The sequence below is a fragment of the Blastococcus saxobsidens genome, from assembly GCF_010682065.1.
GTDB classification, from domain to species: domain Bacteria; phylum Actinomycetota; class Actinomycetes; order Mycobacteriales; family Geodermatophilaceae; genus Blastococcus; species Blastococcus saxobsidens_B.
In genome coordinates, this window is record NZ_JAAGWG010000031.1 from 21704 (window position 1) to 37757 (window position 16054).

Here is a 16054-nt window from a genome sequence, read left to right on the forward strand (position 1 = left end):
GCCGGTCGTCGTCGGGTGCCCGGGAGCCGGGACGTAGCCTCGCCCCCGCACGGCGCTCGACCGCGCCGGCACCGAGTGCGATGGAGACCCCGCAGCGCATGTACGAGTACGAGAAGGACGGCGCCGAGATCTACCGGCAGTCGTTCGCCACGATCCGCGCCGAGGCCGATCTGGGCGGCATGCCCGAGGACGTCGCCCGGGTCGCGGTGCGCATGATCCACGCCTGCGGGCAGGTCGACCTGGTCGAGGACGTGGCGTACTCCCCCGCCGTGGTCGAGCGCGCCCGGGCCGCCCTCGACGCCGGCGCACCCGTGCTCTGCGACGTCCAGATGGTCGCCTCCGGCGTGACCCGGCGCCGGCTGCCGAAGGACAACGACGTGGTCTGCACGCTGAACGACCCGCGCACCCCCGCGCTCGCCGCCGACCTGGGCACCACCCGCACCGCCGCCGCGCTCGAGCTCTGGCGCGACCGGCTCGACGGCGCGGTCGTCGCGATCGGCAACGCACCGACTGCGCTGTTCCACCTGCTGGAGATGGTCGCCGCCGGTGGCCCCCGCCCCGCCGCCGTCCTCGGCATCCCGGTCGGCTTCATCGGCGCGGCCGAGTCCAAGGACGCCCTGGCCGCCAGCGACCTCGACTTTCTGGTCGTCCGCGGCCGGCGCGGCGGCAGCGCGATCACCGCAGCGGCCGTGAACGCGATCGCGAGCGACGTCGAATGAGCGCCGAGCAGCGAACGACCGGGCGCCTCTACGGGGTCGGGCTCGGCCCCGGCGACCCCGAACTGGTCACCGTCAAGGCCGCCCGGCTGATCGGCGCGGCCGACGTCGTCGCCTTCCACGCCGCCCGGCACGGCCGGTCGGTGGCCCGCGGGATCGCCGAGCCCTACCTGCGCGAGGGGCAGGTCGAGGAGCTGCTGGTCTACCCGGTGACCACCGAGACCACCGACCACCCCGGCGGCTACCAGGGCGCCATCGACGAGTTCTACGAGGCCGCGGCCGCGCGGCTGGCAGCCCACCTGGACGCCGGTCGCGACGTCGTCGTGCTGGCCGAGGGCGACCCGTTCTTCTACGGCTCGTACATGCACATGCACAAACGGCTGGCGCACCGGTACCCGACCGAGGTCGTGGCCGGCGTGACCAGCGTCAGCGGCGCGGCGGCAGCGGTCGGCCGGCCGCTGGTGGAGCGTGACGAGGTGCTCACCGTCCTGCCGGGCACGCTCGGCGCCGACGAGCTCACCGAGTGGCTGTCGACGACGGACTCGGCCGCGGTGATGAAGCTGGGCCGTACGTTCCCGGAGGTCCGCGAGGCCTTCGACCGCGCGGGCGTCCTGGACCGCGCCCTCTACGTCGAGCGCGCGAGCACCGACCGCCAGCGGACCCTGCCCCTCGCCGAGGTGGACCCGGCGACCGTCCCGTACTTCTCCCTCGCGCTGCTGCCGAGCCTGCTGACCGACGAGCTGCCCGCCGCGGACCGGCCGGGCGACGACGACGAGCCCACCGGCGAGGTCGTCGTGGTCGGCCTCGGGCCCGGCGCGCGCCACTGGACGACGCCGGAGGCCGCGGACGCACTGGTCTCCGCCGAGGTGCTCATCGGCTACGGCCCCTACCTGGACCGCGTGCCCGCCAACCCGCGGCAGGAGCGGTTCCCCACCGACAACCGGGTGGAGGCCGAGCGGGCCGCCCACGCGCTCGAGCTGGCCCGCTCCGGGCGGCGGGTGGCGGTGGTGTCCAGCGGGGACCCGGGGGTGTTCGCCATGGCGGCCGCGGTGCTGGAGGTGGCCGGCCGGCCGGAGTTCGCGGGCGTGCCGGTGCGCATCGTGCCCGGGCTCACCGCGGCCCAGGCGGTGGCCTCGAAGGTCGGCGCGCCGCTCGGGCACGACTTCTGCGTCCTGTCGCTGTCCGACGTCCTCAAGCCGTGGCACGTCGTCGTCGACCGGCTGCGGCACGCGGCGGCCGCCGACCTGGTGATCGCCCTCTACAACCCGCGGTCCAAGCACCGTCCGCACCAGCTCGGCGAGGCGCAGCAGGCGCTGCTCGAGACCCGCTCGGCCGACACCGTGGTGGTCGTCGGCCGGGACGTCGGCGGCCCCGAGGAGCAGCTCACCGTCACCACGCTCGGCGACCTGGACCCCGCGACCGTCGACATGCGCTGCCTGCTGATCGTCGGGTCCTCGCAGACGCGGGTGGGCCCGTCCGGGCTGGTCTGGACGTCGCGCACCTATCCCGGCTGACCGCGCAGCCAGGTCAGCGCCTCGTCGACGGTCGCGACCGTCGGCAGACCGGGCGGCAGCGGTGGACGCCGGACCAGCACGACCGGCAGCCCGAGCGTGCGGGCGGCGGCGAGCTTGGCCTCCGTCATGGACCCGCCGCTGTCCTTGGTGACGACGACCTCCACGGCGTGCTCGCGGAGCAGCGCCAGCTCCTCGTCGACGCCGAACGGGCCGCGCCGGAGGACGACGCTGGTGCGTGCCGGCAAGGGTGGCTCCGGCGGGTCGACGGCCCGCACCAGGCAGTGCGCCGTCAGCCCGGCGAAGGCGGCCAGCCCCTGCCGGCCCGTGGTGAGGAAGACGCAGCCGAACCCCCGCACCGCCTCGGCCGCCTCCTCCGGCGAGTCGACCCAGCGCCAGTCGTCGCCCGGCTGCGCGGACCACCCCGGCCGCTGCAGCCGCAGCAGCGGAACGCCGGTGACGTCGGCGGCCGCGGCGGCCGACGCGGTCATCGCGGTGGCGAACGGGTGCGTGGCGTCCACGACCGCGTCCACGGGGTGCGCCCGCAACCAGGCCGCCAGACCGGCGGCCCCGCCGAAGCCACCGATGCGCACCTCGCCGGGCGGCAGCAGCGGATCGGCGACCCGACCGGCCAGCGAGCTGAGCACGTCGACCCCGTCGGCCACCAGGGCGGTGGCCAGCCGTCGCGCCTCCCCCGTGCCGCCCAGGACGAGCACCCGGCCGGTCACCCGCGGCGCCCAGGCATGCTGGTCCCGTGAGTCGGGACGGCGCCACGGGGCTGCGCTACGGGTGGACGACGGGCGCCTGCGCGACCGCGGCCACCACCGCGGCCTACACCGCGCTGCTCACCGGCGAGTTTCCCGACCCGGTGCGCATCGACCTGCCTCGCGGCTTGCACCCGTCGTTCGCGCTGGCGAAGGAGCTGCTCGCCGACGGCGCGGCCACGGTCGGCGTCGTCAAGGACGCCGGGGACGACCCCGACGTCACCCACGGCGCCCTCGTCTCGGCCCGGGTCACCGCCGGGGAGCCGGGCACCGGGGTCACCTTCCGCGCCGGGGAGGGCGTCGGCACGGTGACCAAGCCCGGGCTGCCCCTGGCGGTCGGGGAGCCGGCGATCAACCCCATGCCCCGGCAGTTCATGCGCGAGCACGTCGCCGCAGTCGCCGCCCGGCACGGGGGCACCGGCGACGTCGTCGTCGAGATCTCCGTCGAGCACGGCGAGGAGCTGGCCCGGAAGACCTGGAACCCGCGGCTGGGCATCCTCGGCGGGCTGTCGATCCTGGGCACGACCGGCGTCGTCGTCCCGTACTCGTGTTCGTCGTGGATCGACTCGATCCGCCGCGGCATCGACGTCGCCCGGGCCGCCGGGCACCAGCACGTGGCCGGGTGCACCGGCTCGACCAGCGAGCGGGTGGTCACCGAGCTGCACGGCCTGCCGGAGGACGCGCTCCTGGACATGGGCGACTTCGCCGGCGCGGTGCTCAAGTACCTGCGCCGGCACCCGGTCCCCCGGCTGACCGTCGCCGGCGGCATCGGCAAGCTGGCCAAACTCGCCGACGGTCACCTCGACCTGCACTCGGGTCGGTCCCAGGTGTCGACCGAGTCGCTGGCGACGATGGTGCGTGACGCGGGCGGCGCACCGGCGCTGGTGGACGGTGTCCGCGCCGCCAACACCGCGCTCGACGCGCTGCAGCAGTGCTCGGCCGCCGGGCTGCCGCTGGGCGACCTCGTGGCCGCGGGCGCCCGCACCACCGCGCTCGGGGTGCTGCGCGGCGCCCCCGTCGAGGTCGACGTCGTGGTGATCGACCGCGGCGGGACGGTGGTCGGTCGGGCCTAGCGGCATCGCGTCGTCGAGTAGAGGTGGCTGTCGGGGAACTCCCCGGCGGTGAGCACGGCCCCGACGATCACCACCGCCGTCCGCTTCACCCCGGCCGCCTCGACCTGCGCCGCGATGTCGGCGAGGGTGCCGCGGAGGATCAGCTCGTCGTCCCGGCTGGCGCGGGCGACCACGGCCACCGGGCAGTCGGCGCCGTAGTGCGGGACGAGCTCGGGCACGAGCTCGGTGATCCGCTGCACGGCCAGGTGCAGCACCAGCGTGGCGCGGGAGGCCCCCAGCGTGGCGAGGTCCTCGCCGTCGGGCATCGGCGTCGAGCGGGCCGAGGTGCGGGTGAGGATCACGGTCTGGCCCACCCCCGGCACGGTCAGCTCCCGCTTGAGCGACGCCGCGGCCGCCGCGAACGCCGGCACCCCGGGCACGACCTCGTAGGGCACGCCGTGCGCGTCGAGACGGCGCATCTGCTCGGCCATCGCGCTGTAGACCGACGGGTCGCCGGAGTGCAGCCGGGCGACGTCGAGACCGGCCTCGGAGGCACCGACGAGCTCCGCGGTGATCTGGTCCAGGTCGAGGTCGGCGGTGTCCACCAACCGCGCGTCCGCGGGCGCGGTGTCCAGCAGCTCACGCGGCACCAGCGCACCGGCGTACAGGCAGACCGGGGCGGTGGCGATGAGGCGGGCGGCCCGGACGGTGACCAGGTCCGCGGCGCCCGGGCCGGCCCCGATGAAGTGCACGGTCATGGCGCTACCGAACCACGGAGAAGATCGTCACCGGCATCGCCGGCCGCCAGCCGGTGAACGAGCCGACCGGCCGGGCACGGTCCACGCCGATCCGGACCAGCTCGCCGCCGACGCGGGCGAACCAGCCGGCGAGCACCGCCTCGCTCTCGACGGTCACCGCGTTGGCCACGAGCCGCCCACCGGCCGGAAGGGCCGCCCAGCAGGTCTCCAGCAGCTCCGGCGTCGTCGCCCCGCCACCCACGAAGGCGGCGTCCGGGGCCGGCAGCCCGGCGAGCGCGTCGGGCGCCCGTCCCTCGACCACCTGCAGGCCGGGCACCCCCAGCTGCGCGGCGTTCCGCGCGATCCGCGCGGCCCGTTCCGGGTGCGACTCGACCGCGACGGCGCGGCAGGAGGGGTGGGCACGCATCCACTCGATGCCGATCGACCCGGCGCCGGCGCCCACGTCCCACAGCAGCTGCCCGGGCAGCGGGCCGAGGTGGGCCAGCGTCACGGCGCGGACCTCGCGCTTGGTCAGCTGGCCGTCGTCCTCGAAGGCGGCGTCGGGCAGGCCGGGAACGGTGGGCAGCGGCACCGTGCCCGGATCGGCGAGGACCTGCACCGCGGTGACGACCAGCGGGTCGACCACCCCGTGCGGCCAGCCGGCGGCCGAACCGGTCAGCACCCGCTCCACGGGCCCGCCGAGCTGGGCGAGGGCGCTGATCCGGCTGGCGCCGTAGCCGAGCCGCGCGCACAGCGCGGCGACCTGCGCCGGGGTGCCGCCGTCGGAGCCGAGCACGACCAGCCGCCGCCCGGGCGTCACGTGCGGGGTGACCAGTTCCAGCGCGCGGCCGACAACGGTGACCACGGCGGTCTCCTCGACCGCCCAGCCCAGCCGGGCGCAGGCGAGGCTGACCGAGGAGGGGTGCGGGAGGACGTGCACCGCGCCCGCGCCGTGCAGTCGCACCAGGGACGTGCCGACGCCGGACAGCATCGGGTCCCCGCTGGCCAGGACCACGATCCGGCGGCCGGCGTGGGCGGCGGGCAGGGTCGCCAGCGCCGGTCCCATCGGCGAGGGCCACGGCACCCGCTCGGCGGGCACGTCGTCGGGCACGAGCCCGAGCTGGCGGTCGCTGCCGCGCAGCACGTCGGCCTGCCCGACGGCCCGCTGTGCCGCCGGCGACAGCCCGTCCCACCCGTCGGCGCCGATGCCCACGACGGTCACCTGCGCGGTCGTCTCCCGCTCGTCGGCACGCACGACGGGCGATCCTAGGCACCTGCCCTCGCCGGCCGGTTGACACGATGAGCGGGTGGACCTCCCGATGACGACCTGCCGATGAGCGGCGCCCTGCTGGTCGCCGGCACGACGTCGGACGCCGGCAAGTCGGTCGTCACCGCCGGCATCTGCCGCTGGCTGGTGCGCCAGGGCGTCTCGGTGGCACCGTTCAAGGCGCAGAACATGAGCAACAACTCGATGGTCACCCTGGACGGCGCCGAGATCGGCCGCGCGCAGGTCATGCAGGCGGCCGCCGCGCGGGTGGAGCCCGAGGCGGCGATGAACCCGGTGCTGCTCAAGCCGGGCGGGGACGACTCCAGCCAGGTCGTCGTCCTCGGCCGGGCGATCGCCGACGTGACCGCGCTGTCCTACCGGCCGATGAAGGCCGCGCTGCTGGAGCAGGTCCTCAGCAGCCTGGCCGACCTGCGCGCCCGGTTCGACGTGGTCGTCTGCGAGGGCGCCGGCTCCCCCACCGAGATCAACCTGCGCGCCGACGACATCGCCAACATGGGCCTGGCGACGGCGGCGGAGCTGCCCGTGCTGGTCGTCGGCGACATCGACCGCGGTGGGCTCTTCCCGGCCCTCTACGGCACCGTCGCGCTGATGCCGCCGGCCGACCAGCGCCTGGTCGCGGCGTTCCTGGTCAACAAGTTCCGCGGGGACGTCCGCCTGCTCGAGCCGGGGCTCGTCGAGCTCCAGCGCCTCACCGGCCGTCCGACGCTCGGCGTGCTGCCCTGGCTGGGCGGTCTCGAGCTCGACGTCGAGGACTCCCTCGGCCTGCCGACCACGGCCACCCTGTCGGCCCCACCGCACGGCGAGGACGTGCTCCGCGTCGCGGTCGCCCGGCTGCCGCGGCTGTCGAACTTCACCGACCTCGACGCGCTGGCCGCCGAGCCCGGGGTCCTCGTCCGGTACGTCACCCGGCCAGAGGAACTGGCCGACGCCGACCTCGTCGTGCTCCCGGGCACCCGGTCGACGGTCGCCGACCTCGCCTGGCTGCGGCGGACGGGCCTGGCCGAGGGGGTGCACCGGCACGCAGCGGCAGGTGGTCCGGTCCTCGGGATCTGCGGCGGGCACCAGATGCTGGCCCGCACCATCACCGACGACGTCGAGTCGCGGGCCGGGACCGTCCCCGGGCTGGGGCTGCTGCCCGCCGACGTGACGTTCGCCCGCGAGAAGACCCTGGGCCGTCCCACCGGCGCGGCGCTGGGCCGGCCGGTCCGCGGCTACGAGATCCACCACGGCGTGGTCACCGTCGACGACTCCGCCGAGCCGTTCCTGGACGGCGCCCGCGCCGGGTCGGTGCGGGGCACCACCTGGCACGGCGCCCTGGAGAACGACGGGTTCCGGCGGGCCTTCCTCGCCGAGGTGGCCGAGACCACCGGACGGCGGTTCGTCGCCGCCCCGGACACCGACTTCGCCGGTGTCCGGGAGGCCAGGCTGGACCGGCTCGGCGACCTGATCGCCGAGCACGCCGACACCGATGCGCTGTGGCGGCTGATCGAGAGCGGCCCGCCGGGCGGGTTGCCCCTGCTCCCCCCGGGGTCGGCGGCCCGCTGACCCGGGGGTCTGTCGGCGCCCCGACCGGCTGTGGTCTGATGACGCCGCCACACGCGACGGCAGTGGAGGAAGCCCGGTGAGATTCCGGCGCGGTCCCGCCACTGTGAGCCGGCCCTCGGGTCGGTGAGTCAGGAACTCCCGCCGTCGCGCTCCTGCCACCTCCGGGCGTGGACACCCGGGGAGAGGACGCGTGTTCCGTGCGCCGTTTTCACGCATGACCTACCCCTTCAGCGCCGTCGTCGGCATGGACGACATGCGGCTGGCCCTGCTGCTCAACGCCGTCTCCCCCGCCGTCGGCGGCGTGCTGGTGCGCGGCGAGAAGGGCACGGCGAAGTCGACGACGGTCCGCGCGCTGGCCGCGGTGCTGCCGCCGGTCGCCGTCGTCCCCGGGTGCCGCTTCGCCTGCGACCCCGATGCGCCCGACCCCGGCTGCCCCGACGGCCCGCACGAGCCCACCGCGAGCGGCCCGGTCCGCCCGGCCCGGCTGGTCGAGCTGCCCGTCGGCGCGTCGGAGGACCGCGTCGTCGGCTCCCTGGACCTCGAGCGCGCGCTCACCGAGGGCGTGAAGGCGTTCGAGCCGGGCCTGCTGGCCGCGGCCCACCGGGGCGTGCTCTACGTCGACGAGGTCAACCTGCTGCACGACCACCTGGTCGACCTGCTGCTGGACGCCGCCGCCATGGGCACCGCCTACGTCGAGCGCGAGGGGATCTCGGTCCGGCACGCCGCCCGCTTCCTGCTGGTCGGGACGATGAACCCGGAGGAGGGCGAGCTGCGCCCGCAGCTGCTCGACCGGTTCGGGCTCACCGTCGAGGTCGCCGCGCCGCGCGACCCGGCCGAGCGCGCCGAGGTGGTGCGCCGGCGGTTCGCCTCCGACGCCGACCCGGCCGGGTTCGCCGCCGCGTGGTCGGCGCAGGAGACCGGCCTGGCCGAGCGGATCGCCGCCGCCCGCACCCAGCTGCCGCACGTCGTCCTCTCCGACGCCGCGCTGCAGCAGGTCACCGCGGTGTGCGCCGCCTTCGACGTGGACGGCCTGCGCGCCGACCTGGTCACCGCCCGCGCGGCGATCGCACACGCCGCCTGGTGCGGCCGCGACGAGGTGACCGAGGACGACGTCCGGGTGGCCGCCCGGCTGGCACTCCCGCACCGCCGCCGGCGCAACCCGTTCGACGCCCCGGGGCTCGACGAGGAGACGCTGGAACAGGCGCTGTCCGACAGCCGTCCCGACGACGGCGGCCCCGACGACCAGGGCCCCGACGACGACGGCCCCTTTCCGGGCCGAAGTGGCGACAATGGCCCCGACGACGGCGGTGGCTCCCCTCCGCCGCCGTCCGGCGCCCCCGACGGCCCGGCTCCCGAGGGCCGAAGTGGCGACAATGGCCCTGGAGGGGCGGAGGGGCCGACGACGGCGCCGCAGGGCGAGGGCGGCGGACGGACCGACGCGGCCCCGGCCGGGGACAGGGCCGCGGTCGCGCCCTCCGACCCGTTCCGTGCCCGCCGCCTGGAGGTGCCGGGCATCGGCGCGGGCGCGGCCGGCCGCCGGTCGCGGGCCCGAGCCGAGCGCGGCCGGGTCGTCGGCTCCACCCGCCCGAGCGGCACCGTCACCAAGCTGCACCTGGCGTCCACCGTGCTCGCCGCCGCGCCGCACCAACGGGCGCGCGGCCGCACCGGTCCCGGCCTGCGGCTCGCCCGCGAGGACCTGCGCCAGGCCACCGTCGAGGGCCGGGAGGGCAACCTCGTCCTCTTCGTCGTCGACGCCAGCGGCTCGATGGGCTCCCGTGCCCGGATGGGCGCGGTGAAGGGCGCGGTCCTGTCCCTGCTCCTGGACGCCTACCAGCGCCGCGACAAGGTCGGCCTGGTCACCTTCCGCGGCTCCGCGGCGGAGGTCGCGCTGCCGCCCACCTGGTCGGTGGAGGCGGCTGCCGCCCGGCTGACCGCGCTGCCCACCGGCGGGCGCACACCGCTGGCCGAGGGGCTGCTGCGCGCCTCCGAGGTGCTGCGCGTGGAGCGGATCCGCGACCCGCGGCGCCGCCCGCTGCTCGTCGTCGTCACCGACGGGCGGGCCACCGGCCGGCGGGGCGGCGCCCCGCTGGCCGAGGCCCACGCGGCGGCCGGTCGCCTCGCGGCGTCCGGCGCCGCCAGCGTCGTCGTCGACTGCGAGTCCGGACCCGTCCGGCTGGGGCTGGCCGCCACCCTGGGCGCCCACCTGGGCGCGCAGACGCTCCGCCTGGAGGAGCTGGCCGCCGACGCGCTCGCCGCCACCGTCCGCTCCGCGCGTCGGGCCGCCTGATGCCGCAGGGACAGGTTCCCACCGTCCCCGCCGACGGGCTCACCACCCGGCAGCGGCGCAACCGTCCGCTGCTGGTGGTGCACACCGGCGAGATGAAGGGGAAGTCCACCGCCGCCTTCGGGATGGCGATGCGCGCCTGGAACCAGGGCTGGTCGATCGCGGTCTACCAGTTCGTCAAGAGCGCCAAGTGGAAGGTCGGCGAGGAGAACGCGCTGACCGCGCTGGGCCGCCTCCACGAGCAGACCGGCGAGGGCGGGTCGGTGGTCTGGCACAAGATGGGCTCCGGCTGGAGCTGGTCGCGCCGCGCCGGCACCGAGACCGACCACGCCGCCGACGCCGCGGAGGGCTGGGCGCAGATCAAGCGCGACCTCGCCGCCGAAGCCCACCGCTTCTACGTGCTCGACGAGTTCACCTACCCGATGAAGTGGGGCTGGGTGGACATCGACGACGTGGTCTCGACGTTGTCCGCTCGCCCCGGCACCCAGCACGTGGTGGTCACCGGCCGGGACGCCCACCCCGCGCTGCTCGACGCCGCCGACCTGGTGGTGGAGATGACCAAGGTCAAGCACCCCATGGACGCCGGCCAGAAGGGCCAGCGGGGGATCGAGTGGTGACCGGGGTGGGGCGGGTCCCGAGGATCGTGATCGCCGCACCGAGCAGCAACGCGGGGAAGACGTCGGTGGCCACGGGGCTTCTCGCCGCGCTCACCGCCCGCGGGCTCACCGTCTCCCCGCACAAGGTCGGCCCCGACTACATCGACCCGGGCTACCACGGGCTGGCGGCGGGGCGCCCGGGCCGCAACCTCGACCCGTGGCTCGTCGGCGAGGAGCGGATCGCGCCGCTCCTCCTGCGCGGCGCCCTGCACCCGCGCCCGGCCGACGTCGCCGTGATCGAGGGCGTGATGGGCCTGTTCGACGGCGCCACGCACCCGTCGGTCGAACCCGGCTTCTCCTCCACCGCGCACGTCGCCGGGCTGCTGCGGGCGCCGGTGCTGCTGGTGGTGGACGCCTCCTCGCAGGCCCGGTCGGTGGCCGCGCTCGTGCACGGGTTCGCGACCTTCGACCCGGGCGTCCGGCTCGGCGGCGTCGTCCTCAACCGGGTCGGCAGCGACCGGCACGAGGCGATCCTGCGCGACGCGCTGGCCGCCGCCGGGGTGCCGGTGCTCGGGGCTGTCCGCCGCATGGAGCAGCTGCACACGCCCTCCCGGCACCTCGGGCTGATCCCGGCGGCCGAGCGGTCCGACGCGGCGCTGGCGACGGTCCGCCGGCTCGGCGAGGTCGTGGCCGCGTCCGTCGACCTGGACGCCGTGCTCGCCCTGGCGCGGTCCGCTCCCCCGCTGGACGCCGTGCCCTGGGACCCGGCCGCGGAGGTCGCCCCCGCACCCGGCCGCCCCCGCATCGCCGTGGCGGGCGGCCCCGCTTTCACCTTCGGGTACACCGAGAACACCGAGCTGCTCGAGGCCGCCGGCGCCGAGGTGGTCGTGGTCGACCCCCTGCGCGACGAGCACCTGCCGCCGGGCACCGCGGGGCTGGTCGTCGGGGGCGGCTTCCCCGAGGTGCACGCCGCCGAGCTGTCGGCCAACGCGTCGTTGCGCGCCGACGTCGCGGCGCTCGCGGCCCGCGGCGCTCCGGTCGCCGCCGAGTGCGCCGGGCTGCTGTACCTGGGCCGCGAGCTGGAGGGCCTGCCGATGTGCGGCGTCCTGGACGTGGCGACGGCGATGTCGCCCCGGCTGACCCTCGGCTACCGGGCCGCGGTCGCCGTCACCGACTCGGTGCTCGCGCCGGCCGGCACCCGGGTCCGCGGTCACGAGTTCCACCGCACGCACGCCGACCCACCGGCCGGCGCCCCCGGCGCGTGGCGGTGGTCGGCGACCGGCCCCGAGGGGTTCGCGACCGGCGGCGTGCACGCCTCCTACCTGCACCTGCACTGGGCCGGCTCCCCGCAGTTGGCCTCCCGCTTCGTCACCGCCTGCGCCCGCCGATCGGAGAACGTCCGTGCACATCGCTGAAGGTTTCCTCCCGGCCGGGCACGCGGCCGGCTGGACCATCGCCGCCGCCCCGTTCGTGGTGCACGGCGCCCGGGCCGTGGTGAAGGAGGTCCGGGAGAACCCGGAGTCCACGATGCTGCTCGGCGCGGCCGGGGCGTTCACCTTCGTGCTCAGTGCCATCAAGCTGCCGAGCGTCACCGGCAGCTCCAGCCACCCGACCGGCACCGGACCCGGCGCGATCCTGTTCCGGCCACCGGTGATGGCGCTGCTGGGCACCGTCGTCCTGCTGTTCCAGGCGCTGCTGCTCGCGCACGGCGGGCTGACCACGCTCGGGGCCAACGCGTTCGCCTTCGCCGTCGTCGGACCGTGGGCCGGGTACGGCGCCTACCGGCTGGCCCGCGCGGCCGGGGCCGGCCTGCTGCCCGCGGTGTTCGCCGCCGTCGCGCTGGCCGACCTCGCCACCTACGTCACCACCTCGCTGCAGCTGGCGCTGGCCTTCCCCGACGCCGAGAGCGGCTTCGCCGGAGCGCTGCTGAAGTTCCTCGGCGTCTTCGCGGTCACCCAGATCCCGCTGGCCATCGGCGAGGGGCTGCTCGGGGTCCTGCTGTTCCGCGTCCTCACCGTCAACGCCCGGCCGGAGCTCGAGCGGCTGGGCGTGCTGAAGCCGGCTCCGCTCGCCACCACCGGAGGTGCCGCGTGACCCGCCGCACGCTCGTCAACGCGCTGCTCCTGCTCGCCGTCGTCGCGCTCTTCGCCGTGCCGCTGCTGCTCGACGGCGGGACCTCGGAGTACGGCGGCACCGACGCCGCCGTCACCGAGGAGCTGGAGGCCGAGGGCTACACCCCCTGGTTCGACCCGCTGTTCAGCCCGGCCGGCGAGGTCGAGTCCGGGCTCTTCGCGCTGCAGGCCGCCCTGGGCGGGGGCGTGCTCGGCTACGTGCTCGGCCGGCTGCGCGGACGACGGACGGCGACCCCCGCGGCTGCCACGGGAGCCGGCGAGCAGTGACCGGTCTGGCCGTCGACGACGCGGCGTGGGCCAGCGCCTGGCGCCGGCGCGCGCCGGGCGACAAGGTCCTGCTCTGCGGCGGCCTGGTCGTCGCCGCGCTCGTGCTCCCGGCCTGGCCGGGCAGCGTCCTGGTCGGGATCGTCGCCGTCGTGCTGGCCGTGGGCCCGGCCCGGGTGCCGGTGCGCACCTTCGGCCGGGCGGTGCGCTGGCCGCTGGCGTTCGTCCTCACCGGTGCGGTGACCGCCGTGGTGGAGATCGGGCCGGGCGGCCCCGGCTGGGCCCCCGACGCCGCCGCCCGCGCGGGCTCGCTGCTCGGGCACGCCCTGGCCGGCAGCGCCGCCGTGCTCCTGCTGGCGACGACGACGCCGATGTCGGACCTGCTGCCGGCGCTGCGCCGTGCCCGGGTGCCGGCCGCGGTCGTCGACGTCGCCGCGGTGGTCTACCGGCTGCTGTTCGTCCTGCTCGACAGCATGCGCACCATCCGCGAGGCGCAGACCGCGCGCATGGGGCACTCCTCGCTGCGCCGGTCCTACCGCTCCTCGGGCGCGCTGGCCGCCGCCGTCCTCACCCGCTCCTGGGACCGCGCCCACCGGATGCAGGAGGGGTTGGCCGGCCGCGGCATGGACACCGGCCTGCGGGTGCTGCCCGAGGCGCTCCCCTCCTCCCGCGCGTTCCTCGCCGCCACGGTCGCCGGGCTGGCGGCCGTGGTGGCCGCATCGGTGGTCCTGGCATGAGCCACCGGACCCTCGCGGCGGCCGGGCTGGTCGCGGGCTACCAGCACGGGCGGCCGGTCCTCGACGGCGCCTCGCTCACCGTGCCGGCCGGGCGGCGGCTGGCGGTGCTGGGCGCCAACGGCTCCGGCAAGACGACGCTGCTGCGCTGCCTGTCCGGCGCGCTGGTGCCCTCGGCCGGGGAGGTGACCGTCGACGGCGTCCGGCTGACCCACGGGCGCCGGGCCCTGCGGGCGCACCGGCAGGAGGTCCAGCTCGTGCTGCAGGATCCCGACGACCAGCTGTTCAGCGCGTCGGTGGCGCAGGACGTCTCGTTCGGCCCGTTGAACCTCGGCCTGCCCGAGGGCGAGGTGCGCGCCCGGGTCGCCGAGGGGCTGCGGCTGCTGGCCGTCGAGGACCTCGCCGCCCGGCCGACGCACCAGCTCTCCTACGGCGAGCGCAAGCGGGTGGCGATCGCCGGCGCGGTCGCGATGCGCCCCTGCGTGCTGCTGCTCGACGAGCCCACCGCCGGCCTCGACCCCTGCGCGGTCGCCGAGACGCTGACCGCGCTCGACCAGCTGCAGGCGAACGACTCGACCGTGGTCATGAGCACCCACGACGTCGACCTCGCGCTGCGGTGGGCCGACGAAGTGGCCGTCGTGGTGGACCGGACCGTCGTCCAGGGGAGCCCCGACGAGCTCCTCGCCGATCCGTCCCTCCTGGGGCGCGCCCGGCTGGACCGGCCGTGGGCGCTGACCGTCGGCGCCCGGCTGCGCGCGCTGGGCCTGCTGCCCTCCGGAGCGCTCCCGCGCACCACCGACGAGCTGCTGGCCGCACTCCCCCAGGCGCCGGCGGTGCGCGCGTGATCACCGTGGGCGTGGGGACGTCGACCGGGGTGAGCGCCGAGGAGGTGCTGGCCGCGGTGGACACGGTGCTGCCCGCGGGGACGACCGCCGTGCGCCTGGCCACCGTCGCCTCGCGCCTGCGCGAACCGGGGCTGCGGGAGGCGGCGGCCCGCCGGGGCTGGGAACTCGTCGGCCACCCCGCGACGGAGTTGACCCGCGTCGCCGTGCCGTCCCCGTCCGAGCGGGTGCGGACGGCGATCGGCACCGCCTCGGTCGCCGAGGCCGCCGCCCTGCTGGACGGCGGCTCGCTCGCCGTCCCCAAGCGGGTCGTCGGCCGGGTCACCGTCGCTGTCGCGGTCCCCCCGCCTCCCGTTCCTGCCGCCGTCGGCACCGATGCCCTCCCGTCCGTCCCCAGTCCCCGAGGAGGTGCCGTGAGCACCCTGTCGCCCCCCGGCCCGTCCGCCCCCCTCCACCCGGTCGGCCTCCGGCTGCACGGCCGGCCGGTGGTCGTCGCCGGTGGCGGTGCCGGCGCCTACCGTGCCGCCGTCGGGCTGCTGGACGCCGGCGCGCTCGTGACGGTCGTGAGCCCCGGAGTCGTCCCCGCGCTCCAGGCGCTGGCCGACTCCGGGTCCCTGGTGTGGAGCCGACGTCCCTACGCGACCGGCGATCTCGACGGCGCCTGGTACGCCGTCGCCGCGACCGAGGACCGGACGCTGGACGAGGTCGTGGCCGCTGACGCCGAGGTCGCCCGCGTCTTCTGCACCCGCGCCGACGACCCGGGTGCCTCCAGCGCCTGCCCCGCTCTCCCGGACGGCCCCGAACCGCTGCCCGCCGGCCCGCGGCGCGGCCGCGTCGTGCTCGTCGGTGGTGGACCGGGTGACCCGGGGCTGATCACCGTGCGCGGGCGGGAGGCGCTGTCGCAGGCCGACGTCGTGGTCGTCGACCACCTCGGTCCCCGCTCGCTGCTGGCCGGGCTGCGGCACGACGTGCGGATCGTCGACGCCTCCAAGCTGCCGCGCGGACGGGCCATGCCGCAGGAGGAGATCAACGCGCAGCTGGTGTCGCACGCCCGGGCGGGCCGGCTCGTCGTCCGCCTCAAGGGCGGGGACCCGTTCGTCTTCGGCCGCGGCATGGAGGAGCTCCTCGCGTGCACGGCCGCCGACGTCCCCGTGGAGGTCGTTCCCGGCGTCACCAGCGCGGTCGGGGTCCCGGCGGTCGCCGGCATCCCGGTGACCCACCGCGGCCTCACCCACGAGTTCGTCGTCGTCTCCGGTCACCTGCCCCCGGAGCACCCGCAGTCGCTGGTCGACTGGGCCGCGATCGGCCGGCTGCGCGGCACCGTCGTCGTCCTCATGGGGGTGGAGACGGCGCCGGCGATCGCCGAGGCGCTGATCCGGCACGGCCGGCGCCCGGACACCGCGGTGGCCGTCGTGGTCGACGGCACGACCGGCGGCGAGCGGACGGTTCGGACGACGCTGGCCGACCTCGGGACGACGATCGCCGAGCAGTCGGTGCGGCCGCCGGCGGTGTGGGTCGTCGGCGAGGTGGTCCAGCTGGCCGCAGCGGCCGCGCGACCGGCGCGGGCGGCGGCCGTCGGCCTCTGACCA

The 16054-nt window shown here is 76.7% G+C and carries 15 protein-coding genes and 1 riboswitch; of the genes, 12 read left to right on the forward strand and 3 right to left on the reverse strand.

What is annotated here, in order from left to right:
* Positions 1-80: 80 nt before the first annotated feature.
* Together GCU60_RS16665 and GCU60_RS16670 are read left to right on the forward strand one after the other, a co-directional pair.
* Complete coding sequence (locus GCU60_RS16665) at positions 81-719, forward strand: precorrin-8X methylmutase (protein WP_239521337.1); 639 nt, start codon at positions 81-83, stop codon at positions 717-719.
* Positions 716-2230, forward strand: a complete 1515-nt coding sequence (locus GCU60_RS16670) for a precorrin-2 C(20)-methyltransferase (protein ID WP_163207273.1) — start codon at positions 716-718, stop codon at positions 2228-2230. Before GCU60_RS16665 ends, GCU60_RS16670 begins: the two co-directional genes overlap by 4 nt.
* On the opposite strand, the gene GCU60_RS16675 is transcribed toward GCU60_RS16670, so the two are convergent.
* Complete coding sequence (locus GCU60_RS16675; protein ID WP_163207275.1) at positions 2218-2955, reverse strand: cobalt-precorrin-6A reductase; 738 nt, start codon at positions 2953-2955, stop codon at positions 2218-2220. The genes GCU60_RS16670 and GCU60_RS16675 overlap by 13 nt on opposite strands.
* A gap of 26 nt (positions 2956-2981) precedes the next feature.
* On the opposite strand from GCU60_RS16675, the gene GCU60_RS16680 reads away from it, so the two are divergent.
* Complete coding sequence (locus tag GCU60_RS16680; RefSeq protein ID WP_163207277.1) at positions 2982-4064, forward strand: cobalt-precorrin-5B (C(1))-methyltransferase; 1083 nt, start codon at positions 2982-2984, stop codon at positions 4062-4064.
* Here GCU60_RS16680 and cobM read toward each other — a convergent pair.
* The gene (cobM, locus tag GCU60_RS16685) at positions 4061-4801 is read right to left on the reverse strand and encodes a precorrin-4 C(11)-methyltransferase (protein ID WP_163207279.1); all 741 of its coding nucleotides are present in this window, start codon (positions 4799-4801) and stop codon (positions 4061-4063) included. The genes GCU60_RS16680 and cobM overlap by 4 nt on opposite strands.
* A 4-nt stretch (positions 4802-4805) precedes the next feature.
* The gene (gene cbiE, locus GCU60_RS16690; protein ID WP_163207281.1) at positions 4806-6035 is read right to left on the reverse strand and encodes a precorrin-6y C5,15-methyltransferase (decarboxylating) subunit CbiE; all 1230 of its coding nucleotides are present in this window, start codon (positions 6033-6035) and stop codon (positions 4806-4808) included.
* A 78-nt stretch (positions 6036-6113) separates the two neighbouring features.
* Here cbiE and GCU60_RS16695 point away from each other — a divergent pair, with 78 nt between their 5' ends.
* From GCU60_RS16695 to cobA, 9 genes are all read left to right on the forward strand, one after another.
* Positions 6114-7613, forward strand: coding sequence for a cobyric acid synthase (locus GCU60_RS16695; protein ID WP_163207283.1), 1500 nt, complete (start codon positions 6114-6116; stop codon positions 7611-7613).
* 25 nt (positions 7614-7638) lie between these two features.
* Positions 7639-7770: riboswitch (cobalamin riboswitch) on the forward strand.
* Between the two features lie 57 nt (positions 7771-7827).
* Positions 7828-9900: a putative cobaltochelatase gene (locus tag GCU60_RS16700; protein ID WP_163207285.1), complete on the forward strand. Its 2073-nt coding sequence runs from the start codon at positions 7828-7830 to the stop codon at positions 9898-9900.
* Positions 9900-10514, forward strand: a complete 615-nt coding sequence (gene cobO / locus GCU60_RS16705; RefSeq protein ID WP_163207287.1) for a cob(I)yrinic acid a,c-diamide adenosyltransferase — start codon at positions 9900-9902, stop codon at positions 10512-10514. Before GCU60_RS16700 ends, cobO begins: the two co-directional genes overlap by 1 nt.
* A 26-nt stretch (positions 10515-10540) precedes the next feature.
* Positions 10541-11908, forward strand: a complete 1368-nt coding sequence (locus tag GCU60_RS16710) for a cobyrinate a,c-diamide synthase (protein ID WP_345770652.1) — start codon at positions 10541-10543, stop codon at positions 11906-11908.
* Positions 11895-12587: an energy-coupling factor ABC transporter permease gene (locus GCU60_RS16715; protein WP_163207291.1), complete on the forward strand. Its 693-nt coding sequence runs from the start codon at positions 11895-11897 to the stop codon at positions 12585-12587. The genes GCU60_RS16710 and GCU60_RS16715 overlap by 14 nt, the downstream gene beginning before the upstream one ends.
* The gene (locus tag GCU60_RS16720) at positions 12584-12892 is read left to right on the forward strand and encodes an energy-coupling factor ABC transporter substrate-binding protein (protein WP_163207293.1); all 309 of its coding nucleotides are present in this window, start codon (positions 12584-12586) and stop codon (positions 12890-12892) included. The genes GCU60_RS16715 and GCU60_RS16720 overlap by 4 nt, the downstream gene beginning before the upstream one ends.
* Positions 12889-13626: a cobalt ECF transporter T component CbiQ gene (cbiQ, locus tag GCU60_RS16725; RefSeq protein ID WP_163207295.1), complete on the forward strand. Its 738-nt coding sequence runs from the start codon at positions 12889-12891 to the stop codon at positions 13624-13626. The genes GCU60_RS16720 and cbiQ overlap by 4 nt, the downstream gene beginning before the upstream one ends.
* On the forward strand, positions 13623-14468 hold the full coding sequence (locus tag GCU60_RS16730) for an energy-coupling factor ABC transporter ATP-binding protein (RefSeq protein WP_163207297.1): 846 nt from the start codon (positions 13623-13625) through the stop codon (positions 14466-14468). Before cbiQ ends, GCU60_RS16730 begins: the two co-directional genes overlap by 4 nt.
* Positions 14465-16051, forward strand: a complete 1587-nt coding sequence (gene cobA, locus GCU60_RS21720) for a uroporphyrinogen-III C-methyltransferase (RefSeq protein ID WP_163207299.1) — start codon at positions 14465-14467, stop codon at positions 16049-16051. Before GCU60_RS16730 ends, cobA begins: the two co-directional genes overlap by 4 nt.
* Positions 16052-16054: the final 3 nt, after the last annotated feature.